This window comes from Streptomyces flaveolus (assembly GCF_000716535.1).
GTDB lineage: Bacteria > Actinomycetota > Actinomycetes > Streptomycetales > Streptomycetaceae > Streptomyces > Streptomyces flaveolus_A.
Genome location: NZ_JNWV01000020.1, coordinates 99,467 through 125,089 on the forward strand (window position 1 = coordinate 99,467; position 25,623 = coordinate 125,089).

Genomic DNA, 25,623 nt, shown 5'->3' on the forward strand with positions numbered 1-25,623 from the left:
TGGCTGCGGGGCCCCGCGTCCCCGGTCGGTGCTTCCCTGGACACGTTCGGGAAACACCGACCGTTCCCGTTACGGCGCCCCGCACGGCAGCGCGGCTGTCAGCGGCGCTGCGGCGAAGACGTCAGCAGAACCAGCCGTCCTGGACCCAGCCGTGACGGTTGATGTCGCCGTAGGCGAAGCCGTACGCCCAGCTGCTCTGCTTGCTCTCCACCAGGAAGGTCTGGCCCTTGTAGAGCGTGCCCATCCAGGCGCCGCCCGGGTCGGTGCGGACGTACAGGTCACTGGCGCACACGGTCTCCCGGACACCCACGGTGCCGTTCGAGTACGCGATGGCGGGCCCGGCGCCGATCAGTACCGCGGCGCTCGCCGCGGTCGACGGCGGCCGCACGGCCGGCACGGAGTGCGGACATCGGCTTTCCTTTCCCTGTCGTTGAGGGGGACACGGGGCTGTCACGGCTCACCAGGAGTCGTAGCCGCCAATGCACTCGATGCGCACGTAGCCCCAGTCGTTGGGGCCGTAGTCGAAGGTGGCGGCCCAGCCGTTGTAGACAGGGTGCACGCCCTGGGTATGGCCGACCTTGTTGCCGTAGGTGAGGGTTCGCAGATAGCCGGTGGGGCCCGAGGCACTGTCGTAGTTGGCGTAGAAGCCGGCAGTCTGGCACACGATGACCGCGTGCTGCGGCGGGACGTCGGCCCTGGCAGCGGACTGCTGCATGGCGACCGCGGTGACCACGGCGGCCGCCATGGTGAGGGCCTTGGCGCGGAACTTCAAGATTCGTCAACTCCTCTGAAGAGCGGGGCGGGTCGACGCGTGTGGGCGGAGGGAGGTCACACGACGCCGCTCTCCCACCACCAGGAACCGGAGCCGTAGGAGGGGTACTGGACCCGGCTGTCCACGTGCTGCCAGGAGTGGGTGTAGGCCTCGAGCCCGGAGAATCCGCAGGTCTCAGCGATCCTGTACACCTGGAGGGTGGTGTGTCCGGAGACGACGATGTCCGCGGCGACGCCGTAGACGTGCATGCTGTTGGACGCGCCGCCCACCGAAGCGTTGTAGGAGACGCTGCGGAAACCGGAGTTGATCGTGGTCGCGCTGTTGCCGGCCTTCTTGCGTACGGCCTCGAGCTTGTACATCAGCCGACGCACGTTCTCCTTGACCTCGGCGGCGCCCACCTGCCCGCCGCTGAAGCCGGACCCGTCATGGGAGTAGAACTCGCTCCAGTCGAAGTGCGCGGTGGAACCGTCGCTGCTTTCGAGACTGTTGAGCACGCTCTGGGTCTGCGGGCCGACGACGCCGTCCGCCGTGAGACCGTACGCGGACTGGAACCGCCTGACCGCGTTGTAGGTGGCCGCACCGAAGGTGCCGTCCCAGGCGACGTAGGTCTGCTGCGCGCTGGATGCGGCCCAGCCGCCGACGCGGATCTGCAACTCCTTCACATCGGAGCCGCTGTCGCCCTGCTGAAGAGTGCGGGTCCATCCGTAGGCCGAGGCGCGGGAGGCCGACCCGAGGCTTACGGTCGCCGCCGTGCCGAGCGCGGCCGTCAGGCCCAGCGCGCCGCGGAGCATGGTACGCCGGTCCAGGCCTCGGCCGGAGTCTGCTGCAGTGTTCATGAGCCCTCTCTTCGGTGTGCCCGTCAGGACCGGTGGGCGTTGCGGGTGTAGGTGAGGCTGGGCGGAGCGGTGTTGGTGAAGTACTGCGAGATCAGGTACGCGGGGTCAGGCTCGAGCCGTCCTGCAGATCGCTGCCGTCGTCCCGGCGTCCCAGGCCCAGGGCGTGTGCGCGGCGTTGTCCTCACCGTTGTCACCCGCGAACGTCCCCCAGGAGGCGTAGGGCGGGTTGGCGGAACGGCGCACCCACAGGCCGCGTGTGATCCTTCCGGGCGGCGGTCACGTGCGTCGTCAACGCCCGGGAGAGGGAGGAGGACCTAGTACACGCTGACGCCGTACGCGCTCAGCGCCTCGGTCACCGGCTGGAAGAAGGTCGTACCGCCGGAAGTGCAGTCGCCGCTGCCGCCGGAAGTCAGACCGATCGCCTTGGTGCCGTCGAACAGCGAACCGCCGGAGTCGCCGGGCTCGGCGCAGACGTTGGTCTGGATGAGGCCGTAGACGACGTCGCCGCCACCGTAGTTGACCGTGGCGTTGAGGGCTTGGACGGTCCCGCCGTGCACGCCGGTGGTGGAACCGCTGCGCTTGACCGACTCGCCGACGTAGGCGTTGGCGGCGGACGTGATGTCCTGGCTGGTGCCGTTGTAGAGGTTGACGGTGCCGGGGTGGCTGACGCCGGTGTTGTCGTAGCGGACGATGCCGTAGTCGTTGGTGGGGAAGCTGGAGTCGATGGTCGGGCCGACGTAGGTGCTCAGGCCGGAGTTGGTGTACCAGTTCGGGTAACCGTCGGTACAGTGACCGGCGGTCAGGAAGTAGTAGGCACCGCTGCTGCTCCGGACGTTGAAACCGACGGAGCAGCGCCAGCCGCCGTCGGCGTAGATGGCGGTGCCGCCGTTGAGCAGCTTCCTGAAGGTGCCGCTGACTCGTTTGACGGTGACCGCGTCGCCGTAGGAGGCGGTGGCGGACTTGAGCTCGGCGAGGTCGGCGCGCGAGACGTTGCTGTCGGCGCTCACCACGAGTTTGTTGCTCCTGGGGTCGACGGCCCAGGCGGTGCCGGGGATGTCGGCAGCCTTGGTGGCGGCGCCGGCCTTGGCCAGCTGCGCTGAGCTGTAGGTGACGAGCCTCGGCACGGCACCGGCCTGGCGGACGGCCTCCGCGGCCTTCCGCGTGGTGACGTTGACCACCACGGACTTGGTCTCGGCGTCGTAGTACGAGCCGGCCGTCAAGGTGGTGCCGAGGGTTTTGGTGAGCTTGGCCGCGGCCTCCGGCGAGGCCTTGGCCGAGGGGGCGGCCTGGGCGGTGGTCGTGGTGAGCGACACCGCGAGGAGCCCGGACGCCAAGGCGATCAGCCCGGAGCGTCTGGCGGTGCGGAGGGTTTTGACCTTCACTCGTTCCTCCTGGGTGGGGATAGGGGAGACCCGTCAGGGCGGCACGAGAGCCCTCGCGAACAGCGTGTCCCTGACAAGTTCCGGACGGGAGTATTCCGTGACCCGCGGTCGGCGGACAAGAAGCCAGAGGCGGAATTTACGCGCGTAACACGTTGGTACGTACCTGCTGGTCGAAGTGGCAAAGCAATTGCTGTCACCAGTAGTTGAGGCACAGTCAGGAAGCCGTCGAAGAGCTGCGCCGCCTGCACGGCGAGTCCGAGGAACTGGCTCTCGGTGGCCTGTGGCGGCGACGACCGGGGTCAGGGGCGGGCCACGGTGCCGTGTGCTCGTTTTCGGTCGTTGGCGTCGACTGTCGAATGCGCAGCCGGCCCCCCGCAGGCCATCGCGGCGCTCTGACGGCGCCACCCGCCTGTACGCCGTCTACGACCCCGTCTCCCGCCAGTGCGCCCTCGCCTGCGCGGGGCATGTGCTGCCCGCCGTGGTGTGCCTTGACGGAACCGCCGACCTCCTCGAACTGCCACCCGGACCACCGCTGGGCCTGGGTGGCCTTCCGTTCGAAGCGGCGGAGTTCGACTTCCCCGAAGGCAGCGTCCTTGCCCTCTACACCGATGGCCTGATCGAAGGCCGCGACCACGACGTCGAAGCGGGTATCGCCCTGGTCCGCCAAGCACTCGCCCAGCCCGCCTTCTCCCTGCAAGCAACCTGCGACACCGTGCTCGACGCCCTGCTGCCGGCTGATCGACCCCACGACGACGTCGCGCTGCTCCTCGCACGCACCCACGTCCTGGGCGCTCGCCACGTCGCCAGCCGGTACTTGGACGGTCACCCCGTCTGCGTGTCCCGGGCCCGGTCGAACGTCGCTCAACAGCTGACCAGCCGGGTGGAGAAGGTCGAGTTCTCCACCGGGCTCATCGTCAGCGAACTGGTCACCAACGCCATCCGCTACGGTCGTCCTCCCATACGGCTGCGCCTGATCCATGACCGTGCCCTCGTGTGCGAGGTCTCCGACACGAGTAGCACGACCCCTCACCTGCCTGCTCCTGGTCGCTCAGTTCGCCAAGCACTGGGGAACGCGGCACGCCCGACACGGCAAGACAGTCTGGGCCGAGCTGAGCGAGAAGGAGTCCGCTGGATTCCCGGCATGGGATTCCCTGTAGGCGCGACGACGGACGGAGCTCTGCGGTGAGCGGATGCGTCGACCACGAGCTCGGGGGCTCAAAGTGGTGAGGCCAGGTGCTGCTGGAGGCGGTGACCTCGCAGACCAGAACGCTGTGGCGGATCAGCCGCAGCTCCGCCGGCTGACGGCAAAGCCGCCCCAGCAACCCGGACCGCGGTGCTGCTGTAACGACCGCGGTCGTCAGACCCACTTGCTCACGACCGTTCCTTCAGGCCGGGCGGTCACCGTGCGTCGGTGTCGAACAGGCGGCGGGCATTGCGGGTGGTGAGGTCCCGCCAGTTGACGGTGACGGACGGCTGCACCGCGGAGTCGATGGAGGTGACCTGAGCGAGCACCGCGTCAATGGGCGTCCAGCAGTAGTCGCTGCCATAGAGGAGACGCTCGGTGCCGAAGGCCGCGCCCAAGGCCGGCACCTGGCGCGGGAATGGCGTGCCGACCATGTCGTACCAGAGTCGGCCGAGCTGCTCGACGGCGCTCGGCGCGTCGACGGCGCCACCGCCGACGTGGGTGCGGAAGAGTTCCACCCGGTCGGCGAGCAGCGGCAGCACACCTCCGCCGTGTGTCAAGATCCAGCGGATCCGCGGACGGCGGGCGAGGACACCGCGCAAGAGCCGGTCGCTCGCAGTGCGGGCAGCGTCGAAGAGGAACTCCAGCATCGGCCGTGGCCGGCCCAGAGCAAGCTCGTCGGCGTGGGGCGCTGACGTGGGGTGAACGAAGACAACGGCGCTGCGGCGGTCGAGCTTCTCCCAGAGCGGCTCGAACCGGGGGTCACCGAGGTAGAGGCCATGGTGGTTGGTTTCCACCACCACTCCGTCCGCACCGAGGACGTCGAGCGCGCGGGCGGCCTCGGCGAGCGAGCCCTCAACGTCCGGCAGGGGCAGGGAGGCGAAGAGACCGAACCGCTGCGGGTCCTCACTGCTGACCCGGGCGCCGAACTCATTGACCTCACGCGCGAGAGCGCGGGCCTCGATGTCGTCCCCGAAGTGCACTCCGGGCGAGGAGATCGACAGGTAGGACTTGTCGATCCCTGAGCGCTTCATCATGCCGAGATGCTCTTCGACGCCCCACGCGGGCCAGCCGGGCATCCCGTCGGGATGTTCGACACCTGCGGCTCGAGCCGCCGCCACATAAGGGGTGAACGCCTCTAGCCACCTGTCCTGCTACATGTGCACGACAGGTGCGGCGTACTCGTTCTGCTGGGGCACACTCCGGCGGTAGAGCAGGGCAGTGACGACCAGGCCGGTGACGAAGACGGCCGCCGACCACCAGTAGGCCGTGGAATAGCCCTCCAGGCCGGCCTGAGCCAGCACGCCGGGGTTCTTGGGATTGCGGCCGGAGAGGTAGCCGGTGGCTGCGTCGGAGGCCATCGTGCTGAGCAGGGCGATGCCGATGGAGCCGCCCACCTGCTGAAGCGTGTTGACAGCGGCCGACGCAACACCGGCATCGGCGGCCGCCACCCCGGAGGTCGCCAGGCTCATGGCGGGCGCGATGACCGTGCCCAGCCCGATGCCGACGAGTACCAGCTGGGGCAGTACCTGCGTCACGTATCCGCTGTTCAGGTCCAGCGTGGTCATCCAGATCAGCCCGGCGGCCGCGATGGCCATGCCCAGCGGGACCACCGGCTTTGGTCCTATGCGCGCCACCAGGACGTTGTTGGCCACGGCGGAGGCGGACGACGAGGCCACTACCAGGGGCAGAAAGGCGAAGCCGGTGTTCAGAGCGCTGTAGCCGAGGCTCTCCTGCAGGTAGTAGGTCAGGAACAGGAACACGCCGAACATGCCCGCGCCGGTGACGAAGAGAGCGGCGAAGGACGCGCCGCGATTGCGGTCCAGCAGGACCCGCAGGGGCAGCAGCGGATACGCCGCCCTGCTCTGCCACCACACGAAGACGGCCACCAGTACGGCACCGGCCGCCGGTATGCCCCAGGTCGCCGGCGAACCCCAGCCGTGCGTCTCGGCGTTCGAGAATCCGTAGACCAGGCAGAACAGGCCGATGGAAGCCAGCAGGGTGCCGGGAACATCGAGCTTCGAGGACGTGTCGCGCGGGGTGCGGTGCAGCAGGGCCGCCCCGCCGACGAACGCCACCACCGCGAAGATCACGTTGACGTACATGGTCCAGCGCCAGTCCAGGTACTGGGTCAGCACGCCGCCGAGGATCAGGCCGATGGCTCCGCCGGCACCGGCGACCGAGCCCGCGACGGTGAAGGCCCTGGCCCGTTCCCGCGGATCGGTGAAGGTGGTCATCAGGACCGAGAGGGCGGACGGGGCCAGCAGCGCGGCGAACAGCCCCTGCACGGCACGCGCGATGACGAGCGCGGCGAAACCGTTCGCCGCGCCGGCAACCATGGAAGCGGCCGCGAAGCCGGCCAGACCCACCAGGAAGGTCATCTTCTGACCGGCCAGGTCGGCGATGCGGCCGCCGAGCAGCAGCAGGCTGCCGAAGGCCAGCGCGTAGGCGGTGACCACCCACTGCCGGTCGGCGTCGGAGAAGCCCAGGTCGTGCTGGGCGGACGGCAGGGCGATGTTCACGATGGTGCCGTCGAGGACACCCATCAGCATCGACAGCGAAACGACCAGCAGAAGCCACCAGCGCCGCCGGTACGACAGCTCGGGCACATTCTCAGGTGCGGTCTCGGCGCCGCGAACAGCGGCGGTGGCGTTCTGGGACATGGGAGCGGCCCTCCGGACGGGCGGATGGGGGATGGAGGAGGAGAGAAAAGAAGTGATCGAGAGATCGGGTAGGACTCATCCGATACGGGTCGCCACTTCGCGCTCACGGGCGGGAGCACTCGGCGGCGTAGCCGCCTCGGTGAACGGATGGCGCGGGTGATTCAGCTCGACGAGGCTGATGGTCTCCCCCTTCAGAAGGGAGACCAGGTACAAGCTGACGACCGTGGTCATTTCACGGTTCAGCGTCGGCATACGGCTGCCGTGTAGAGGCTGGATGTGGAACCACCCCGCCGGGCGGTCTGACCCGATGTGACGGGGTGGCTCCCGTGTGTCGCAGCCTGGGATCGCCCGGCTGCGGGCACAAGGCGCGAGTGCCTATGGCGCAGCGTCTCAGGCTGACTGGCTCAATGGCCGGCGTCCCAGCGGCCACGACCGACGGTGAGCCGGGTTTCCAGGCCCGTGATCAGCGTGTCCATTACTAGGCGGAACATGTGGTCCTGGTCAGGGCCTTCAGGGGCCGCACCCGTAGAGCCAGGGTCTGCGTCCGCGGCCCCGTCTTCGTCGGCTTCAGGGCCGTGGGGCTTGAGGGTCGACCACTGGTGGAGTGCGCCATTGAGTTCTGCGGTGAGGACACCGATGACGACGGCGACCATCAGCGCGGCGATCTCCGAGACCTCTGGCTGCGGCACGCCGGCAGCGGCCACGATGGCGGTGAGGGCGGTCCAGAACGGGTCGTCGGGCTGGATGAAGTCCGGCTGGTGACTGAACGAGTACGCCAGCAGCTTAGGGTGACGGTGCGCCAGGGAACGGAAGTCCGTCGCCAGCAGGCGGATCCGCTCCTGCCAGGGAGCATCCTCCAGCGTCACCGTGCGGAACTGCGCTCCGACCATTCTCGTCACGCCGCGCAGCACGGCTTCCTTGTTCGGCACGTGGTGGTACAGCGACATCGGGTTCGCGTCGAGCTCGGTGGCGAGTTTGCGCATGGTGAGCGCCTCGACCCCGTCCTCGTCGATGAGCCGCAGGGCGGCGGCATAGATCCCGGCCTCGGTCAGAGGCACGTCTCTCTTCCTCGTACCCCGCGGGGGACGTCTCACCTTCTTTTCCATACCCCGTACGGTACCAGTTCCGTACACGGTACGGAAATGAGCTTCACCACAGCCCCACCTGGCCTCCCGGGGTTGCACTCTGCTTTCCGTACCACGTATGGTTTCAATTCCATACGGCGTATGTTTCCGTACGGCGCCATGGCATCGACCTGCGCAGCGCGCCCTTGCCCATCCCCCTCCCCGCAGAGGAGCAAGCCATGACCACGCACTCCGCGAACGACCTTCGCCCCATCCGGTCCCCGCGTGGGATCCCCCTGCTCGGCCACACCCCGCAGATCCCCAGCACCAATCCGGTGGAGTACTTCGGTGAGCTGGCCAAGCAGTTCCCTGAGGGCATCTACGGCTTGGACATCGCCGGTATCGAGCAGGTCTTCGTCTGGGACCCGGATCTGGTGGCGGAGGTCTGCGACGAGACGCGGTTCTTCAAGCAGATCGACAAGACGCCGCTGGCCCATGTCCGGGACTACGCGGGCGCGGGCCTGTTCACGGCCCACCAGCATGAAGAGGAATGGGGCATGGCGCACCGTGTCCTGCTGCCGGCGTTCAGCCAGCGGGCCATGAAGGGGTACTTCGGGCAGATGCTGGAGATCGCCCAGAACCTGGCGGGCAAGTGGGAGCGCCGGGAGGGCCAGCCGGTCAACATCACCGACGACTACACCCGCCTGACGCTGGACACGATCGCCCTGTCGGGGTTCGGCTACCGGTTCAGGTCCTTCGACAAGGAGGAGCTGCACCCGTTCCTGAACGCGCTGCTGGAGGCGCTGATCGAGTCGCTGCGGCGCTCGCAGGAGCTGCCGATGATGACCAAGATGCGCAAGGCGGACGACAAGAAGTACCGCGAGAACATCCGGCAGATGCAGGAGCTGGTCGAGAGCGTGATCAAGGAGCGCCGGGAGGGGAAGGGCGGCGGTGAGGAGGACCTGCTGGGCCTGATGCTGGAGGCCACCGACCCGGAGACCGGCAAGAAGCTGGACATCGACAACGTCCGCGACCAGGTGCTGACGTTCCTGATCGCCGGTCACGAGACCACCAGTGGTCTGCTGGCGTTCGCCACGTACTCGCTGATGCGCAACCCGTCCGTGCTGGCCCAGGCGTATGCCGAGGTGGACCGGCTGATCCCCGGTGACACGGTCCCGGACTACGACACGATCATGCAGCTGGACGTCATCCCGCGGGTCCTGGAGGAGACGCTGCGCCTGTGGGCTCCCATCCCGATGATCGGCAAGGCGCCGCTGGAGGACACCGTCGTCGGCGGCCGGTACGAGCTGAAGAAGGGCACGCGGGTCAACATTATCGAGGGCCCGCTGCACACCCACCCCAAGGCGTGGGAGCGGCCGGAGGAGTTCGACATCGACCGGTGGCTGCCGGAGAACCGGGTCAACCACCACCCGCACGCCTACAAGCCGTTCGGCAACGGGGTGCGTGCCTGCATCGGCCGACAGTTCGCGCTCGTCGAGGCCCGTCTGGCGCTGGCGCTGGTGCTGCAGAAGTTCAAGTTCTCCGACACCACCGACTACAAGATGGACCCCCGGGAGGCGCTGACGCGCAAGCCCGGCAACTTCGAGCTGATCGTGCGCCGTCGTCAGGAGCACGAGCGGACCGTCTTCGGCGCCGCGGACCTGCAGACCGGCGACACGCAGGCGCAGGCAGCGGTCAGCGGCGTCGGTGTGAACCTGACCGTCGCCTACGGCTCCAGCCTGGGTTCGTGCGAGGACCTGGCGCGCACGATCGCCGACCGAGGTGAGCGCTCCGGGTTCGGCACCACCCTGGTTAGCCTGGATGAGCTGGGTGACAACCTGCCCACCGAGGGCCTGCTCGCCGTCGTCGCCGCCAGCTACAACGGCAAGGCTCCCGACAACGCCCAGCGCTTCGACGACGTGCTCGCCGCCGGGCTGCCCGAGGGTTCACTGGCGAATGTGCGGTACGCGCTGCTGGGCGCCGGCAACACCCAATGGGTGGCCACCTACCAGGCATTCCCCAAGCGGATCGAGGAAGGTCTGCTGGCGGCCGGGGCCACCCCGGTAGTCGAGCGCGGCATCGCGGACGCCGCCGGTGACTTCGACGGCATGGCCACGCGGTGGATGGACAACCTGTGGGCCACCCTTGCCGAGGAGTACGCCGCCGACACCTCCCAGGCGAGCGGCCCCCGCTACCAGGTCCAGCTGCTCACCGAGTCCGACGTGCGCCCCGCCATCGTCTCCGAGCAGGCGTACCCGCTCACCGTGGTCGCCAACGAGGAACTGGTGGCCGACGCGACCGGACTGTGGGACTTCAGCATCGAGCCGCCGCGCCCGTCCGCGAAGTCCATCACCTTCGAACTGCCCGAGGGCGTCACCTACGACACCGGCAACCACCTGGCCGTCTTCGCCAAGAACGAACTCGCCCTGGTGGAGCGCGCTCTGAGGCGGCTCGGCGTCGACTACGACCAGGTCCTCCGGCTCGACCAGCCGGCCGGTGGCCGCACACACCTGCCGGTCGGCACCCCGGTCACCGCCGGCATCCTGCTCACCGAGTTCCTGGAGCTGCAGGACGTGGCCACCCGCTCCCAGATCCAGACGCTCGCCGAGTACACCGAGTGCCCGTGGACCCGGCCGCAGCTCCAGGCGTACACCGCCGACACCCAGGAAGCCGAGGAGCGCTACAGCAAGGAGATCCTCGGCAAGCGCATCTCCGTCCTGGGCCTGCTGGAGCGCTTCGAGGCCATCGAGCTGCCGCTGGCGGTGTTCCTGGAGATGATGGGCCCCATCCGGCCGCGCTTCTACTCCATCTCCTCCGCACCGTCGGCCAACCCGCGCCACGTGCGCCTGACCGTCGGCCTGCTGGAAGGCCCGGCCCTGTCCGGCGACGGCCAGTACCGCGGCACCTGCTCCGCCTACATCGCCGGCCTCGAACCCGGAGACGTCGCCTACGGCTACGTCCGCGTGCCCTCCCCGACGTTCGCACCGCCCGCCGACCCCGCCACGCCGCTGATCCTCATTGGCCCCGGCACCGGCATCGCGCCGCTGCGCGGCTTCCTGGAGGAGCGGGCGACACAGCACGCGAACGGCACCCGGGTGGGCCTGTCCCAGGTCTTCGTCGGCTGCCGCCACCCGGAGCACGACTACTTCTACCGCCAGGAGATGCAGGACTGGGAGCAGGCCGGCATCGCCCAGGTGCACACCGCCTACTCCGCGGTGACCGGCCACCCCGCCCGGTTCGTGCAGAACGCCATCGCCCATGCCGCCGACACGGTGTGGCAGGCCATTGAGGACGGCGCGTACATCTACGTCTGCGGTGACGGCCGCCGCATGGCCCCCGCCGTGCGCGAGGCACTCGCCGCCATCCACCGCCAGAAGACCGGCAGCGATGACGAGACCGCCCAGCAGTGGCTCGCCCAGCTCGAGGCCGACGAGCGCTACCAGCAGGACGTCTTCGCCTGACCGTCACAACGCCGTCAAGGCGTGTGACCCCCAGCCGCCGGGAGGCGTGCGGCATCCCCCGCTGCCGGCCGTACGCCTCCCGGCCACCACAAGCCCCCAGACACCACACAGCGCCCACTGGCCCGAACCACCGGGCGGTGCCTCTCACAGAAAGCAGACCGTCATGGACACCATGCTCGCCGGACGCTTCCACCTGGACAGCAAGAAGTTCGCCGTGGAAGAGGTCCCGATCCCCGTGCCGGGCCCGGGCGAGGTCCTCATCGAGGTCAAGGCCGCCGGCGTCTGCCTCTCCGACGTCCACCTCCTCGACGGCTCCCTCGTCCCGCTGTTCGCCACCTCCGACACCATCACCGTCGGCCACGAGGTCTCCGGTGTCATCCACACGCTCGGCCCCGACCTCAAGCGCGGCCTGCCCGTCGGCACCCGCGTCACCCTGGAGGCCGGCAAGACCTGCGGCACGTGCGCCGGATGCGTGCGCCACCGCCCCTGCACCCAGATGCTCACCGCCGGCATCGACTACGACGGCGGCTGGGCCGAGTACGTGATCGCCCGCGAGGACACCCTCATCCCCATCCCCGACAGCCTCCCCTTCGACCAGGCCGCGATCATCCCCGACGCGGTCTCCACCCCCTACGCCGCGGTCGTCGCCACCGCGGGCGTCCGTGCCGCCCAGTCCGTCGGCGTCTGGGGAGTCGGCGGAGTCGGCGCGCACAACGTACGCCTCGCCCGCCTGGTCGGCGCCGCCCCGATCATCGCCGTCGACCCGCTGCCCAGCGCCCGCGAGCGCGCCCTGGCCTTCGGCGCGGACCTCGCGCTCGACCCGGCAGCCCCCGACTTCGCCGACCAGGTCCGCGCAGCCACCGGCGGACGCGGCCTGGACTTCGCCTTCGACTGCGCCGGCGTCCCCGCCGTCCGCGACCAGGCCGCCTCCGTGCTCGGCCTGGGTGGCTCCCTGATCTTGGTGGGCATCACACCCCGGCCGCTCACCATCACCGAGGGCCTGACCTTCAACTACCTGCAGAAGCAGGTGCGCGGCCACTACGGCGGCTTCCCCGAGTCCGTCTCCGAGCTGGTCCAGCTGACCGCGGCCGGCCGCCTCGACCTGGCCCCCTCCATCACCGACCACATCCCGCTCATCGAGGCCGCCGACGCCGTCCACCGACTGGAGAACAAGATCGGCGACCCGATCCGCCTCATCCTCGTCCCCTGACGCCCGTCAGCAGGACGACAAGCCACCCTGGGCAGGGGTGAGTGGGCGCCGGTGTGTGAGGGCGCACCGGCGCCCACGGCTTTCCCGCAGCCAGAACCCGTGGAGATGGAGCCATGCACACGACCGACGCCCGGCGCCGCACTCCGCAACGCAGCGACGCTCGCTCGAACCGCCGACGCATCCTCGCCGCTGCCCGGCAAAAACTGCGGGACGACCCCGACGCAAGTCTCGACAGCATCGCCCTGGCGGCCGGCATCGCACGACGCACCCTCTACGGTCACTTCTCCAACCGCCAAGCGCTGATCGCCGAGTTGACGCACGAAGCAGCTCGGACACTGCGACAGGCGTTCGCTGCAACCCGTGTCCCAGATGCCGACCCGCTGGAGACGATGACGCGGATGGCCCTTGCGGCATGGGCGGTGGGCGACCAGTACCGCATGCTCATCTCCCTGGGGCGACACCATCCGGGAGAGGAGACGATCCGTGCCACTCTGGCACCCGCTCGCGAAGAGGCCGTGGCGGCCATACGACGCGGCCAGCATTCCGGCGTGTTCGCGGACCACGTCCCCGCGCCCATCCTCGCTCAGGCGCTGGAAGCCCTGATGCTGGCCCTCGCCGAGGAGAACACCACCTCCGCCTGGGCGGACCCTGCGGGTGAGGCCGCGGCGACCGCGTTCCTCGTCGCCGCCGGAGTAGCACCACACATCGCATCGCGCCGGGTTCGAGCCGTGTTGCGCGAGTAAGGGCGACTCCCGGCCCGGAACGCTGCCTGGCCACTGGGGCCCCCTCGGGCGGCGTAGAGGCGGCGCGTCCCAGGGTCCACTCTCCTGTCCCGGACGCATACGCTGCGGGCCGTTCACCATCCACCTGCGCGTCAGCCGGCCCGGAGGGGACGGTGCCTGGCCCAGGCCAATGGTCCTCAAGCGTTACGCCTCGGTGACCCGACGCCGCCCTCGGCGTCCCCATCCCCCCTCCCCATTCCCCCTCCTCCCTGTGTCGTCGCTCCACTTCTGTCCGGACATTCACCCCCTGTAGGAGTTCATTCATGCCTGCCATCCTGATCCACGGCGTACCCGACACCCACCATGTGTGGGACGGCGTGCGCGAGCATCTGACCCGCAGCGACGTGGAGGCTTGGGACCTGCCCGGTTTCGGTTCGCCGCGGCCAGAGGGCTTCACCTGCACCAAGGAGGCATACGTCTACTGGCTCATCGAGCGGTTGGAAGGAATCGGTGAACCAGTCGACCTGGTCGGCCATGACTGGGGCTGCCTCCTCACCGCGCGCGTGGCCTCCGTACGGCCGGATCTGATCCGCACGTGGGCCGGCAGCAACGGTCCGGTCAGCGCAGAGTACGACTGGCATCCGCTGGCCAAGCTGTGGCAGGACCCCGTCGCGGGCGACCGCTGGGCCGTGGAGTACGACGCCGCCGCGTTCGCCAAGGACCTGACCGACAATTTCCAGATCGCGGCTGAGCTGGCCGAACAGACAGCCGGCCGCGTGGACGAGACCATGCGCGACAGCATTCTCAAGCTATATCGTTCCGCCTTGACGGTCGGTGCGGAGTGGGAACTGGATCTGGCGAACCTGGCCGGTCCGTCCCTGGTGTTCTGGGGGGCGCTCGACCCAGTCTGCCCCGTCGAGTTCGGCGAGAAGATGGCCGCTTCCGTGCGCGCCACCCGTTTCCTGAGGCTCGACAGCAGCCACTGGACGCCGATCCAGAAACCGGCCGAGGTCGCCGTGGCCCTCGAGGAGCAGTGGACCAGCTCACGGGAGTGACTGGCGCGCCCCGACAAGCACGCCCGTGGGCTGTGCCTCTGGCGCCAGGCCGCCGGAGGCACACGGGAGGGTCACCGCATCGCCGCGCATACCGCCGAGCGGGGCGGGCGCTCCGACTGAGAGGTCGATGATCACGGCGACCGCCGCAGGTCCTTGGCCGATGTCGCGACGGATCCGACTGGCGACAACAGCGTCGATCCGCGCGTATACCACCGGAGGTGATCCGGTCCGCAGGCAGGGGCCGCCCCGTGCAACCGGTGTCCACCGCATCGTGTCTCGCAGTGGCTGGCCCGGCTTGCAGGGCGACGGCGCCGTCGTACGAGGCCCCCGCGCCTTGGCCGGCGGCGCAGATCCCACCGACTCCTCAGTCGAGGCCCGGCAGCGGGCGCCGGGTGACCTCGTGCGCCTCCTCCGGGCGAAGGCCCAGCATACGCAGGACCATCGCGGCGAGGTCGGAGGCGGCCTCGTCGCCGTCGAGGTCGGGGCGGGCCAGCCTCAGCGCCACCAGGGACAGCAGGGTCCCGCCCAGAGCGGACAGGGCCGTGGTCGGATCGGTGCCGGTGAAGCGTCCCGAGGCGATGCCGCGTTCCAGATCACGAAGCGCTCGTGGCGACAGGCCGCGATCGGAGTGGATGTGGGCCAGGCCGCGGTCGCGCAGGATCCGCATGAGTTCGGGGTGTGAGTCCGCCATCCGGGCGCTGAGGCGGAAACCCGCAGCGACGAGCTCGGCGGGGTCGTCGATGCCTTCCACATGCTCGTCGATGACCTGACCAAACTCCTCCAGGGCGTCCGTCACGGCGGCGTCGAACAGTGCCGTCTTGGACTCGAAGTGGTTGTAGAAAGAGCCGAAGCCGACATCCGCGCGCTCGGCGATGGCCTGGATGCTGGCGCTGGTGTCGCCGGTCTCCGCGAGGATCTGCCGGGCCGCGCGGATGAGGGCCTGACGGGTCTCGGCGCGGCGCCGTTCGAAGCGGTTGCGGGGCGGGGCTGACATCGGCATACGACCGAGTGTAACAACCGAGCCGATGACACCCGCATGACTGATGTTTCCATCAATTGTTTGGGCTTGCTCTATTGACGATGAGCAACGGCAAAGTTGATGATTTCCTCATTACGGCAGTGTTGCTTGGAGGGCACCATGTCCCACACCCCCGTTAACAGGGCCGATCTCCAAACGCCCCATCAAGATCTCCACAGTGAGCTTGGCGCCCTGCGCGGTGAGCATCCCGGCCGGTCCCGGAACCCCGTCGTCAAGGTGGCGGACCTGGCCTGGCTGGAGTTCGAGAAGCCGGACCTGGACCGGGCCGAGGTGTTCGCCCGGGACTTCGGGTTCGCGATCGCCGCCCGCACCGAGCGGGAGCTGTGGCTGCGCGGCACGTTCGCGGGCTCCCCCTGCATGGTCATCCGGCGCGGGCAGGCCTCCCGTTTCGTGGGGCCGGCGTTCCGGGCGGCGGAGCGCGCCGACCTCGACCGGCTCGCCCGTGCGATGGGCAGCGACGTCCGGGACATCGACGTACCCGGCGGCGGACATGCGGTCACCCTGCTCGATCCCTCCGGCTTCCCGGTCCGCGTCGTGCACTGCGCCGAGCAGTTGCCCGCTCTGCCCGGGCAGCAGCCCCTGATCATCAACACCGGAGTCGAAGGCCGTCGTACGAACGCCACCCAGCGGCCGCCCCGCGAGCCGTCGCGTATCCAGCGGCTCGGTCACGTGGTGCTGGAGACGCGGGTCTTCCTGCGGACCCTGGACTGGTATCTGGACACCCTCGGGATGATCGTGTCCGACTTCCTGTTCCTGGACGGGCAGCGCCAGCGCGGGCCGACGATGGCGTTCATCCGCTGCGACCAGGGCAGCACGCCCGTGGACCACCACACGCTCGCCCTGCACCTCGGGCCGGGCACCGGCTACGTCCACTCCGCCTACCAGGTCACCGACCTCGACGCGATCGCCGCCGGCGGCGAGTACCTCGCCGAGCGCGGCTACCAGCGCAGCTGGGGCATCGGCCGGCACATCCAGGGCAGCCAGCTCTTCGACTACTGGCGTGACCCCGACCGCTTCATGCTGGAGCACTTCGCCGACGGTGACCTGTTCTCCTGCGACCTCGAACCCGGCTGGGCGCCGATGTCGGCGAGCGGCCTGGCCCAGTGGGGCCCGCCCGTCACCCGCGACTTCCTCGGCGCCAGCCCGTCCCCCGCCAAGCTGCGCGAGGTCATGCATGCCCTGCGCGGCGACAACGAACTCGACCCCGCACGCCTGCTGGGCCTGATGAAAGCGATGAGCTCATGAGCACCAACGTGCTGCGCACCCCCGACGGCTGGTGGGCCGTCCTCCCCCAAGCTCTCGACTCCGCTCGAGCAGGGGGGACCCCCACCGAGCGCGCCGTCCGCATCGAGACCAAGGCGGTCACCACCGCCGAACTGCTCGCCGACCGGGCCGCCGTGCAGGCGGCCACCGCCTCCGGCGAGAACGGCACACCCGTCGCCGACCTGGTGGCGCTGCCTCCGGTCACCACCCCCTGCCGAGTGGTCGCCCAGATGGTCAACTACCGCAGCCACGCCAAGGACTCGGGCTTCACGGGCGACATACCGCCCACCTTCTTCCGCAAGGCGTCCGGCTCGGTCAGCGGCCCGCACGACACGATCGTCCGCCCGGCACACGTGAACTTCCTCGACTACGAAGTCGAACTCGGCCTCGTCATGAGCGCGACGCTCCCGGTGGGCACGGTGGTGGAGGAGCAGGACCTTCCTTCGTACGTCGCCGGGCTCGTCCTCACCAACGACGTCAGCGCCCGCGACGTCCAGCTGACCAAGACCCAGTTCTACGAGAGCAAGTCCTACCCGACCTTCACGCCGACGGGTCCGTACCTGGCCCTGCTGGAGCCGGAGGACTTCGACCGTCTGATCGACCTGCGACTGCGGCTGTCGGTGAACGGTGTAACGCGTCAGGACCGCACCCTGGCCGACATGATCGTGCGGCCCGCGCAGGCGCTCACCCTGCTCGCCCGTTTCCAGACCCTCGACCCGGGCGACCTGCTGCTGACCGGTACGCCCGGCGGCACCGCCCTGAAGGCCCCGCCCAAGCCGGTCGAGAAGATCGCCGCGCTGCTGCCGCCCGCGCTGAAGTGGAAGGCGTTCTTCAACGGCCAGGCCAAGAACCCCCTGTACCTGCGCGACGGTGACCTCGTCACCGCCACGATCGCCACCCCCGACGGGCGGATCGACCTGGGCGAGCAGCGGACCGCTGTGGCGGACGCGACGTGAGCGCCGCATCCCGGAGACCGGTAGTGATCATCGGCGCGGGACCCGTCGGAGTCACGGCCGCGCTCCTGCTCGCCCGGCACGGAGTGCCCAGCCTGCTCCTCGAACGCCACCGGGACGTCTACCCCCTGCCGCGCGCCGTCGTCGTGGACGACGAGGTTCGCCGGATCCTGCAGAGCGTCGGCGTCCACGAGGAGTTCGCCACCCTCGCCAGGCCGGCGCCCGGGTTGCGGCTGCTGGACGCCCGGCGCCGCGTGATCGCCGAGTTCCCACGGTCCCTGCACGGCCACCACGGCTTCCCGCAGACCAGCATGTTCGACCAGCCAGAGCTGGAACGGCTGCTGCGCGACGCCCTGGCCCGTCGCCCCGAGTGCGAGCTGAGGGGCGGGGTGGAGGTCGTGTCCGTCAGCCAGGACACCGACGGAACGGCTCCGGTCCGGGTCACCTTCCGCCACGATGGCAGCGACGAGGACGAGCACGTGTGGGCCGACGCCGTCCTCGGCTGCGACGGCGCGGGCAGCATCACCCGCGACGCCATCGGCGCCGTGTGGGAGGACCTGCGTTTCGAGGAGAGCTGGCGGGTCATCGACGTGCGCACCAGCCTCCCGGTGCGCACCTGGGAAGGTGCCGAGCAGATCTGCTGCCCCACCCGCCCGGCCACCTTCATGCGAGTCGGCGAGGACCGCTACCGCTGGGAGTTCCGACTGGCCGAGGGTGAGCCCTTGGACGGCCCGGAAGGGCTGGAGCAGCTGCGCGAGCTGGTGGCCCCCTGGGTCGACCTGCCGTCCGCTGCCCACGGGGGCGGGGGCGACGACTTCGAGGTGATCCGGCAGGCGCGGTACACCTTCCGGGCCCGCGTCGCCGACCGCTGGCACCGTGGGCGCGTCTTCCTGCTGGGCGACGCGGCCCACCTCACCCCGCCCTTCATCGGGCAGGGCCTGTGCGCGGGCCTGCGCGACGCCCGCAACCTCACCTGGAAACTCGCCCGCGTCCTCCAGCAGGGCGCGGACGACCGGTTGCTGGACACCTACCAGCAGGAGCGCAAGCCGCACGCCCGCCACGTGATCCGCCTCGCGGTCGCCGTCGGCTGGGCCATGACCGGCGGACAGGACCGCGGAGCGGCCCTCCGCCGGGCCGTCGTGGGCGCGGCATGCCGCATCCCCGGCGTGACCGCGGCGGTGAGCCGCGACCTCAGCCCCGCACTGACCGCCAATCCGCTGGTACGGCGCCGCCCCCGGCTGACGGGCCGCGTGCTGGCCGGCACCTTCTCCCCCCAGCCCTGGGTACGACACGACGGCAGGCGAGTGCGCCTCGACGACGTCCTCGGGGACTCTTTCGCCGTCCTGACCGCCGTACCGCCGACAGCGCGGATGACGGCAGTGGCCACGGCACTGGACGCACTCACGATCCACGTCGACGACCTGGACGACGACGGCACCTTGGCCGCCTGGCTGGCCCGCGGGCGCGCCGACGCCGTCCTGGTGCGCCCCGACCACGTCGTGATGGACACCGTCCCAACCGGCACAAGCGACTTCACGGGCACCACCGTCTGGGCCCCGCTGCTGCACACGACCCGCCGCCCCGCCGAAGCCCGGCCCGACCCCCTGCCGAGGAGCACCGCATCATGACCACCCCGCGCCTCGCGCCGTACCCGGAACCCTTCTTCACCCCCGATCCGGACACGGCCGCCCGCAGCCGCATCGCGGACTTCGCCCAGTGGGCAGCCCATCACCGGGACACGCTGGCCGGCGAAGCCCCGACGGACTACCAAGCCCTGTACCGCTGGTCGGTCACCGACCTGGAAGAATTCTGGGCCGCGGTGTGGGAGTACTTCGACATCGACGCCGCCACTCCGTACGAGCGGGTGCTGGCCGAGGAAGCCATGCCCGGCGCCCGCTGGTTCCCCGGCGCCACCCTCAACTACGCCCACCACGCACTGCGCAACCTGCACCCGGACGCCCCCGCGATCACCGCGCTGGACGAGACCGGAGCCGCCTACGAGATCAGGGGCCGACAGCTCCGCGCCCGGGTCGCCTCCGTCGCGGCCACCCTGCGCGACCTGGGCGTCGGACAGGGCGACCGGGTGGTCGGCTACCTGCCCAACACCCCCCACGCCGTCATCGCCTTCCTCGCCACCGCCAGCCTGGGCGCGGTGTGGTCCGTGTGCGGCCAGGACTACGCGCCCAAGGCCGCCGCCGACCGCTTCGCCCAGCTCGAACCCACGGTGCTCATCACCGCGGACGGCTACCTCTTCAACGGCACCCGTCACGACCGCCGCGCCGCCTCCCTCGACCTGGCCGCCGCCCTGCCCACGCTCAAGGCCACGGTCCTCGTGGACCACCTGGGCCTTGCGTGGCCCGCGACCCGGGCCGCCAGGCTGACGGTTCCCTGGGAGGACGCGGCCGGCCGCGCCGAGTATCTGGCCATCGCCCCGGTTCCGTTCGACCACCCGCTGTGGATCGTCTTCTCCTCCGGCACCACCGGGCTGCCCAAAGGCATCGTCCACGGTCACGGAGGCGTCCTGCTGGAACACCTCAAGATCCTCGGCCTGCACTGCGACCTGGGCGTCGGGGACCGCCTGCTATGGTACACCACCACCCACTGGATGATGTGGAACCTGGTCGTCTCCACCCTGCTGACCGGCGCCACCACCTGCACCTACGACGGCAGCCCCGCCCCCGTGGCGCACCCGGACGTCCTGTGGCAGCTGGCGGCCCGCCACAAGGTCACCGTCTTCGGCACCAGCCCCCAGTACCTGCTGGCCATGGCCAAACTCGGCGTCGAACCCTCCGTGCACGACCTGTCGGCGATCCGCGTCATCGGCTGCACCGGCTCCACCCTGCCCGCCTCCGCCTACCCCTGGGTCCGCGACCACGTCGGCGCAGGCGTCCAGCTCACCTCCACCAGCGGCGGCACGGACGTCGTCTCCGGCTTCGCCGGCAGCGCCCCCACCACCCCGGTGTGGGCCGGTGAGCTGTCGGCCCCCAACCTCGGCGTGGCGCTCGCGGCCTACGACGACGCGGGACGGCCGGTCGTCGATCAGGTCGGCGAACTGGTCGTCACCCGCCCGATGCCGTCCATGCCGCTGTACTTCTGGAACGACCCCGACGGCAGCCGCTACCGCGACGCCTACTTCAGCGCCTACCCGGGCGTGTGGCGGCACGGCGACTGGATCACCCTCACCTCCCACGGCTCGGTGATCGTCCACGGCCGCTCCGACGCCACCCTCAACCGCAACGGCGTACGCCTGGGCAGCGCCGACATCCACGACATCGTCGAACACCTCCCCGAGATCACCGAGGCCCTCGTCATCGGTGCGGAGGAACCCGACGGCGGCTACTGGATGCCGCTCTTCGTGGTCCTCGCCGACGGGGTCGGTCTGGACGAGTCCATGTGCGAGAAGATCCGCGACGCGATCCGCACCGGCGCCTCCCCCCGCCACGTCCCCGACGAGATCCTCGCCGTGCCGGCCATCCCGCACACGAAGACCGGCAAGAAGCTCGAGGTCCCGGTCAAGCGCCTCCTTCAGGGCGCCCGCGCCGACCAGGTCCTCAACCCCTCCGCGGTCGACAACCCCGACCTGATCGCCTACTTCGCCGGCCTGGGCGCCGAACGCCGCCAGGCCCGCCGCCCGCACACCCCCGAAGGCGCCTCGTGATCCTCTCCGCCTCGCTGACCTGTCTCCTCGCGCTGATCTTCGCCCTGCTGGGCACGGCCAAGATCCTGGCCCTGGGTCCGATGCCCGAGCTGGCCGCCCACGCCGGCTTCACCACCGCGGCCTACCGGGTCATCGGCGGCCTGGAGCTGGCGGGCGCCGTCGGCGTGGCCCTCGGCCCGGTCGTACCGCTGTGCGGCGGCCTGGCCGGCATCGGACTGCTGATGCTGCTCGCCGGTGCCGTGACCACGCACGCACGCAAGGGCGACGGGCTGACCAAGCTCCTCCCCGCGGTGACATGCGCGGCCCTGGTCGCCTGGTACCTCGTACTCCTCGCCGGCCTCTGACCCGTTCCGGGGGACTGCCGGCGGCCACTCGTCCTGATAGCGAGCCCACGGCGGGGCTGGCAGACTGACTCTGTGGTTCCGCTGACGGTCGCGGCGGATCAGATCGCGTCCTCATCGCTTACCGGCGCCAGTGTGGTGTCAGTCTGCGCACTGCTCTTCACCGTCGCGTCGTTCTGGTGGCTCAACGCCCGACAGGGACGCCTGCAGGCGTGGGAACCTCATTCCTTCGCGGCGATCGTCCACGGTTCCACGGCACGCCTACGACTGCCGCTCGTCCTGCACAACACCGGTCCCAAGCCGATCGTCGTGCAGGACCTCATCCTGACCTTCCCCGATGAGCCCGCCTCTCATCTGCCACTGCTGTGGGTGTCCTCCCCGTCCCGGCTCCAACCGGGGCCGGACAAGGAGACGAAGCTGCCCGCCGGATTCGTCGTGCCCGGCAGAGAAGCGCAACAACTCTTCCTCGAGTTCGAGGCCCCGTTTTCCGGATTCCTCCCGGAGGCCCGTGACTACAAGGCCCAGCTACAGGTGCGGGTCGGCCACCGCAAGGGATGGCGCCCCCTGCTGACGTTCACCCTGCGGGCCGCCAACATCATCGATCCAGACCGCTACACCGTCTACAACAACGCACCGGTCGAACTGACGAAGGAAGACCGAAGGAGAGCGGATGCCGCGCTCCTCGAACTGCTGGAAGAGCACGGGGACGGCTCCCCTCCGGGCGGCAGGAGACAGGGGGATCCGCCTGATGACGGCGACGCCGACACAAGCGGCTGATGCCGAGTCCCGAATCGGCGCGGCGGGCATTCTCTCCCTGGTCATGGTCCACCGCCGAGAACCTTTCCGAAGCTGGGCGTAGCGTGAAGTAACGGGTGCCTGTCCGGACTCGTACTGGAGCGAGCGGGTCCGGGGCACGGGGCTCGGCAAACCCGTGAGCCCAGAGCCCTTGCATGATCACCTCGGGTGAGCCGGTTAAGGGTCTGGGAGAGTCCAATGCCGATCACAGCCGCGGCACCGGCCAGGGCATCGACCCCGGCATCGCTCTGCCTGGAGCGTCCGCCAGGTTCCGCGTGGACCGGGAGACGAAAGGCCACTCATGCCTCGATCCATGCGCGCGCTCGTAGCCGTAGCGGCCGGCGAGCCCACCGACGTCCTGCGGCTGGAATCACGGCCGGTTCCCACGCCGGACGCCGGTCAGGCGTTGATCCGTGTGAAGGCGACCCCGGTTCACGCGAGTGACCTGCACGTACTGCGCGGCCGCTACGGCTTCTCGCCGGAGTTTCCCGCCGTCGGGGGCAACATGGAGTGCGTGGGCCGTATCGCAGACCTGGGCCCGCGAACCGAGGGGCTGGAGATCGGTGAGCGCGTGGTGGTCGCCGCTATCCCAGCTGTACCCGGGCCCCCTGTGGCAGGCACCTGGCAGGAATACCTCGTCGCCGACACACACAGGCTGCTGTCGGCCCCCGACCAGCTGAGCAACTCCAGCGCCTGCCAACTCGCCGTCAATCCATTGACCGCGCTGCTCCTCGTAACGCGCGAACTCGGCGTACGGCCGGGCGAATGGCTGTTGCAGACCGCCGCGGGATCCACCGTCGGCCGGCTCGTAATCCAGCTGTCCCGGCATCTGGGGATTCGCACGATCAATGTCGTGCGCCGACGTGCTGCTGTCAAGGAGATCACAGCGCTCGGTGGAGACGAGGTCATCTGTACGGAGGACGAGGACCTGGTGCAGCGCGTCGCTGAGATCGCGGGACCGGCCGGCGTGCGGAAGGCCATCGACTGTGTCGCGGGCCCCGTCGGCGCCCAAGTGTCCCAGGCCCTGGCTCCGCGTGGAGAGCTGGTGGTGTACGGCGCGCTCTCCACCCACCGGCAGACCGACCCGGCGGCGCTGACTATTCCGCTCCAGGCCCGCTCGGTCATCTACGAGACCAAAACAGTCCGTGGGTTCTGGCTGAATCGCTGGTTCGGCAGCGCCTCACCGGAGGACGCGCTGCACGCGCTGGCCCAGGTGCGCGGTCTCGTCGCCGACGGGGTGCTGAGCATCCCCCAGGGCCGGCCGTTCCCGCTCGAAGCCTTCGCAGAAGCCGTCGCGCTCGCCGAAGCACCCGCCCGCGGCACCAAGCCACTGTTCGTCTTCGACGAGGGGCGGGACGAAGGTGATGGGTAGGAAGCGGCCCTGCTTGTGCGACGGCAGTGCGGCACAAGCGGGTCAGCACCTGCGCCGGTGTTCCGGAGAGCCCTTGTACATCATCTCGGAAGCTGCGCTGTGTGGACTGGTCCGGGTGGACGGGTGCAACCGCAAATCCGGTGCACGTCCCGAGAGCATGCAGGAAACCGCATAAGGCCGCCGACTGAATGGTGCGCGCCGACGCAGCCGATCTCACGACGAAGCCGCACCAACACTCTCCGGTGCGGCTTCGTCACCTCACGGGTCCGTGCAGAGGCCCCGCCAGCATGCTCCCCGGCGAGCCTTGCCCTATCACGGGCGCTCTCACAGCAGTTCCCACGCTTGCAGCCAACCGCCGCTGGTGGAGACGAACATCATGCGGCTCTCAACGGCGGGTTGTCCGCGGCCTTCTTCGCTCCACCGCGCTGGCAGCTGGGCCGTACTCCGGCGGGTGCGCGGATCCCACGCGTGCAGGACCCCAGTACGGTCACTGGCCCTGATCCGATCGCCCGCCATGAACGGCGTGGTGGTGAAGGCGCCGCCTGCGCTCTTGCGTCACAGCTCTCTGCCAGAGAGCGGATCGAGGACTACAAGCCGCCCTGGGTCGAATGCGGCGATGTAGCCGGCGTCGCCAGCGACCAAGGGGCCGTACTGATGCGTCGGGCGACCTGAGTGTCAAACAACGGGTGTCCATTTTGCCCGTCCCAGGCCGGCGCCCGGCCGCACCCCGTAGTCAGATGAACCGTCGTGCGACGGTAAGGGCCCGGCGTCCCGAAGCCGGGATGCCGGGCCCCCTTACCGGGGCGCGATCAGGCGGGGCGGATGTTCTCAGCCTGCGGGCCCTTCTGGCCCTGCGTGACGTCGAACTCGACCTTCTGGCCCTCCTGCAGCTCGCGGTAGCCCTGGCTGGCGATGTTGGAGTAGTGGGCGAAGACGTCGGGGCCGCCGCCCTCCTGCTCGATGAAGCCGAAGCCCTTCTCGCTGTTGAACCACTTCACTGTGCCCTTGGCCATGACTGTCTCCTTTGAGGGAAACCGGGCACGCACGGTGCGCGACCGGGAGGTGATCGCCCTGGTCCGGAGAGGCGCTGAACAGCAAGAACGCCCGTGAGGCGATCACGGGCGAACGGAACTTCGGAACCACGACTGCTGATCACAACGCTATAACGGCATGACGGAAGCCGCTAGCGAAAACGCGCCAGCATCCGGCCCGGAACGAAGGGCTGGATCGCCCGTGAGGCTCGGCCGATGGTGATCAAGCAGCTTCGCGCCCCTCTTTTCTGCACACGGCTGCGGCGAGGCATGGCCTCTCCCCGCCGCCGACTGTTCGCGGGTGGACCCCACCGATCATGCCCTCATCCCGGAATTCCAGTTCGGCGGCGCCACCGACCCGAGCCAACCGCATCTGGGCCATTCCCCCAGGCAAGTCCCCGGCTACGCCCCGCCCGCAACGCGCGCACGGGCATGCGCACGTCGCGGGCCACTGCACGGGACGCGCGAGTGGATAGCGCGAGTGCCGGTGAAGCGGTCAGATCGCGGGACTCATCGACTCAGCCGCCGCTCTTGCGCCTGAACGACCGCTGGCTCGCAGCCGGGCCGTGCGCCGAACGCACCTTCGATGTATCGGACTTGGCGGCAACATCAGCGGCATCCGCCTGCGCACCGCGCTTGCGCGCCAGGGCTTCGCGGAACTTGCGCTTGAGGTCGTAGTTGCCGTCGCTGTCCGGCTCCAGAGGGGACGTCTCGGGGGCAGCCGGCTCCGAACCTTCCGTAGATACGGGCTCTGCGGTCATGGTGACCTCCTGGGTTCGGGGGTGGACAAGCACAGCTTGTCATGCCGGGCGCAGTGCCAGGC

General features: G+C 69.6%; 23 protein-coding genes. 12 read left to right on the top strand and 11 right to left on the bottom strand.

Annotated features, from left to right (window positions below; all coding sequences use genetic code 11):
- Window positions 1–121: 121 nt before the first annotated feature.
- The 4 genes from OO52_RS22110 to OO52_RS22125 form a co-directional block, all read right to left on the bottom strand.
- On the bottom strand, window positions 122–388 hold the full coding sequence (locus OO52_RS22110; protein ID WP_199820014.1) for a hypothetical protein: 267 nt from the start codon (window positions 386–388) through the stop codon (window positions 122–124).
- A 69-nt stretch (window positions 389–457) separates the two neighbouring features.
- On the bottom strand, window positions 458–772 hold the full coding sequence (locus OO52_RS22115) for a hypothetical protein (protein ID WP_199820015.1): 315 nt from the start codon (window positions 770–772) through the stop codon (window positions 458–460).
- Between the two features lie 56 nt (window positions 773–828).
- Entirely contained in the window at window positions 829–1,608 is a 780-nt protein-coding gene (locus OO52_RS22120) for a D-Ala-D-Ala carboxypeptidase family metallohydrolase (RefSeq protein ID WP_030645466.1), read from the bottom strand.
- A gap of 314 nt (window positions 1,609–1,922) precedes the next feature.
- Window positions 1,923–2,990, bottom strand: a complete 1,068-nt coding sequence (locus OO52_RS22125) for a S1 family peptidase (RefSeq protein ID WP_030645467.1) — start codon at window positions 2,988–2,990, stop codon at window positions 1,923–1,925.
- A gap of 322 nt (window positions 2,991–3,312) precedes the next feature.
- On the opposite strand from OO52_RS22125, the gene OO52_RS47615 reads away from it, so the two are divergent.
- Window positions 3,313–4,176, top strand: a complete 864-nt coding sequence (locus OO52_RS47615; protein ID WP_324608318.1) for an ATP-binding SpoIIE family protein phosphatase — start codon at window positions 3,313–3,315, stop codon at window positions 4,174–4,176.
- Window positions 4,177–4,388: 212 nt separating this feature from the next.
- Here the strand turns inward: OO52_RS47615 and OO52_RS22135 are convergent, their stop codons facing one another.
- From OO52_RS22135 to OO52_RS22145, 4 genes are all read right to left on the bottom strand, one after another.
- Complete coding sequence (locus OO52_RS22135) at window positions 4,389–5,252, bottom strand: amidohydrolase family protein (RefSeq protein WP_078877301.1); 864 nt, start codon at window positions 5,250–5,252, stop codon at window positions 4,389–4,391.
- A 75-nt stretch (window positions 5,253–5,327) separates the two neighbouring features.
- A complete protein-coding gene (locus OO52_RS22140; RefSeq protein ID WP_030645470.1) occupies window positions 5,328–6,836 on the bottom strand; it encodes an MFS transporter in 1,509 nt (502 codons plus the stop codon).
- Window positions 6,837–6,911: 75 nt separating this feature from the next.
- Entirely contained in the window at window positions 6,912–7,088 is a 177-nt protein-coding gene (locus OO52_RS50920; protein WP_158712537.1) for a hypothetical protein, read from the bottom strand.
- A gap of 152 nt (window positions 7,089–7,240) precedes the next feature.
- The gene (locus OO52_RS22145) at window positions 7,241–7,894 is read right to left on the bottom strand and encodes a TetR/AcrR family transcriptional regulator (RefSeq protein ID WP_030645471.1); all 654 of its coding nucleotides are present in this window, start codon (window positions 7,892–7,894) and stop codon (window positions 7,241–7,243) included.
- Between the two features lie 245 nt (window positions 7,895–8,139).
- Here OO52_RS22145 and OO52_RS22150 point away from each other — a divergent pair, with 245 nt between their 5' ends.
- From OO52_RS22150 to OO52_RS22165, 4 genes are all read left to right on the top strand, one after another.
- Window positions 8,140–11,361 (top strand): bifunctional cytochrome P450/NADPH--P450 reductase, encoded by a 3,222-nt coding sequence (locus OO52_RS22150; protein ID WP_030645473.1) that lies wholly within the window; start codon window positions 8,140–8,142, stop codon window positions 11,359–11,361.
- Between the two features lie 163 nt (window positions 11,362–11,524).
- On the top strand, window positions 11,525–12,571 hold the full coding sequence (locus OO52_RS22155; protein WP_030645475.1) for a zinc-binding dehydrogenase: 1,047 nt from the start codon (window positions 11,525–11,527) through the stop codon (window positions 12,569–12,571).
- 113 nt (window positions 12,572–12,684) lie between these two features.
- The gene (locus OO52_RS22160) at window positions 12,685–13,314 is read left to right on the top strand and encodes a TetR/AcrR family transcriptional regulator (RefSeq protein ID WP_030645477.1); all 630 of its coding nucleotides are present in this window, start codon (window positions 12,685–12,687) and stop codon (window positions 13,312–13,314) included.
- Between the two features lie 302 nt (window positions 13,315–13,616).
- On the top strand, window positions 13,617–14,348 hold the full coding sequence (locus tag OO52_RS22165) for an alpha/beta fold hydrolase (protein WP_030645479.1): 732 nt from the start codon (window positions 13,617–13,619) through the stop codon (window positions 14,346–14,348).
- Window positions 14,349–14,712: 364 nt separating this feature from the next.
- On the opposite strand, the gene OO52_RS22170 is transcribed toward OO52_RS22165, so the two are convergent.
- Window positions 14,713–15,348, bottom strand: a complete 636-nt coding sequence (locus OO52_RS22170; RefSeq protein WP_030645481.1) for a TetR/AcrR family transcriptional regulator — start codon at window positions 15,346–15,348, stop codon at window positions 14,713–14,715.
- Window positions 15,349–15,486: 138 nt separating this feature from the next.
- Between OO52_RS22170 and OO52_RS22175 the strand changes: the two genes are divergently transcribed.
- The 7 genes from OO52_RS22175 to OO52_RS22205 all read left to right on the top strand — a co-directional run bounded on the left by OO52_RS22175 (window position 15,487) and on the right by OO52_RS22205 (window position 23,769).
- On the top strand, window positions 15,487–16,632 hold the full coding sequence (locus OO52_RS22175; RefSeq protein WP_030645483.1) for a VOC family protein: 1,146 nt from the start codon (window positions 15,487–15,489) through the stop codon (window positions 16,630–16,632).
- On the top strand, window positions 16,629–17,606 hold the full coding sequence (locus OO52_RS22180; RefSeq protein WP_030645485.1) for a fumarylacetoacetate hydrolase family protein: 978 nt from the start codon (window positions 16,629–16,631) through the stop codon (window positions 17,604–17,606). The genes OO52_RS22175 and OO52_RS22180 overlap by 4 nt, the downstream gene beginning before the upstream one ends.
- Entirely contained in the window at window positions 17,603–19,231 is a 1,629-nt protein-coding gene (locus tag OO52_RS22185; RefSeq protein WP_030645487.1) for a bifunctional 3-(3-hydroxy-phenyl)propionate/3-hydroxycinnamic acid hydroxylase, read from the top strand. The genes OO52_RS22180 and OO52_RS22185 overlap by 4 nt, the downstream gene beginning before the upstream one ends.
- Window positions 19,228–21,261, top strand: coding sequence for an acetoacetate--CoA ligase (locus OO52_RS22190; protein ID WP_030645489.1), 2,034 nt, complete (start codon window positions 19,228–19,230; stop codon window positions 21,259–21,261). Before OO52_RS22185 ends, OO52_RS22190 begins: the two co-directional genes overlap by 4 nt.
- Window positions 21,258–21,605, top strand: coding sequence for a DoxX family protein (locus OO52_RS22195; RefSeq protein ID WP_051818460.1), 348 nt, complete (start codon window positions 21,258–21,260; stop codon window positions 21,603–21,605). The genes OO52_RS22190 and OO52_RS22195 overlap by 4 nt, the downstream gene beginning before the upstream one ends.
- 72 nt (window positions 21,606–21,677) lie before the next feature.
- Entirely contained in the window at window positions 21,678–22,379 is a 702-nt protein-coding gene (locus OO52_RS22200) for a hypothetical protein (RefSeq protein WP_158712538.1), read from the top strand.
- A gap of 331 nt (window positions 22,380–22,710) precedes the next feature.
- Window positions 22,711–23,769, top strand: coding sequence for a zinc-dependent alcohol dehydrogenase family protein (locus tag OO52_RS22205; protein ID WP_030645495.1), 1,059 nt, complete (start codon window positions 22,711–22,713; stop codon window positions 23,767–23,769).
- 809 nt (window positions 23,770–24,578) lie between these two features.
- On the opposite strand, the gene OO52_RS22210 is transcribed toward OO52_RS22205, so the two are convergent.
- Together OO52_RS22210 and OO52_RS22215 are read right to left on the bottom strand one after the other, a co-directional pair.
- The gene (locus OO52_RS22210; RefSeq protein ID WP_014670069.1) at window positions 24,579–24,782 is read right to left on the bottom strand and encodes a cold-shock protein; all 204 of its coding nucleotides are present in this window, start codon (window positions 24,780–24,782) and stop codon (window positions 24,579–24,581) included.
- A 536-nt stretch (window positions 24,783–25,318) separates the two neighbouring features.
- Window positions 25,319–25,561 carry a DUF5302 domain-containing protein gene (locus tag OO52_RS22215; RefSeq protein ID WP_030645496.1) on the bottom strand — a complete coding sequence of 81 codons (243 nt, stop codon included), beginning with the start codon at window positions 25,559–25,561 and terminating at the stop codon, window positions 25,319–25,321.
- Window positions 25,562–25,623 lie beyond the last annotated feature (62 nt).

Excerpts from the sequence above, each read along its gene's own strand:
- OO52_RS22120 (WP_030645466.1), bottom strand. The coding sequence starts at position 1,608 with ATGAACACTGCAGCAGACTCCGGCCGAGGCCTGGACCGGCGTACCATG.
- OO52_RS22135 (WP_078877301.1), bottom strand. The coding sequence starts at position 5,252 with ATGCCCGGCTGGCCCGCGTGGGGCGTCGAAGAGCATCTCGGCATGATG.
- OO52_RS22140 (WP_030645470.1), bottom strand. The coding sequence starts at position 6,836 with ATGTCCCAGAACGCCACCGCCGCTGTTCGCGGCGCCGAGACCGCACCT.
- OO52_RS50920 (WP_158712537.1), bottom strand. The coding sequence starts at position 7,088 with ATGCCGACGCTGAACCGTGAAATGACCACGGTCGTCAGCTTGTACCTG.
- OO52_RS22150 (WP_030645473.1), top strand. The coding sequence starts at position 8,140 with ATGACCACGCACTCCGCGAACGACCTTCGCCCCATCCGGTCCCCGCGT.
- OO52_RS22155 (WP_030645475.1), top strand. The coding sequence starts at position 11,525 with ATGGACACCATGCTCGCCGGACGCTTCCACCTGGACAGCAAGAAGTTC.
- OO52_RS22160 (WP_030645477.1), top strand. The coding sequence starts at position 12,685 with ATGCACACGACCGACGCCCGGCGCCGCACTCCGCAACGCAGCGACGCT.
- OO52_RS22165 (WP_030645479.1), top strand. The coding sequence starts at position 13,617 with ATGCCTGCCATCCTGATCCACGGCGTACCCGACACCCACCATGTGTGG.
- OO52_RS22170 (WP_030645481.1), bottom strand. The coding sequence starts at position 15,348 with ATGCCGATGTCAGCCCCGCCCCGCAACCGCTTCGAACGGCGCCGCGCC.
- OO52_RS22175 (WP_030645483.1), top strand. The coding sequence starts at position 15,487 with ATGTCCCACACCCCCGTTAACAGGGCCGATCTCCAAACGCCCCATCAA.
- OO52_RS22180 (WP_030645485.1), top strand. The coding sequence starts at position 16,629 with ATGAGCACCAACGTGCTGCGCACCCCCGACGGCTGGTGGGCCGTCCTC.
- OO52_RS22190 (WP_030645489.1), top strand. The coding sequence starts at position 19,228 with ATGACCACCCCGCGCCTCGCGCCGTACCCGGAACCCTTCTTCACCCCC.
- OO52_RS22205 (WP_030645495.1), top strand. The coding sequence starts at position 22,711 with ATGCGCGCGCTCGTAGCCGTAGCGGCCGGCGAGCCCACCGACGTCCTG.
- OO52_RS22210 (WP_014670069.1), bottom strand. The coding sequence starts at position 24,782 with ATGGCCAAGGGCACAGTGAAGTGGTTCAACAGCGAGAAGGGCTTCGGC.
- OO52_RS22215 (WP_030645496.1), bottom strand. The coding sequence starts at position 25,561 with ATGACCGCAGAGCCCGTATCTACGGAAGGTTCGGAGCCGGCTGCCCCC.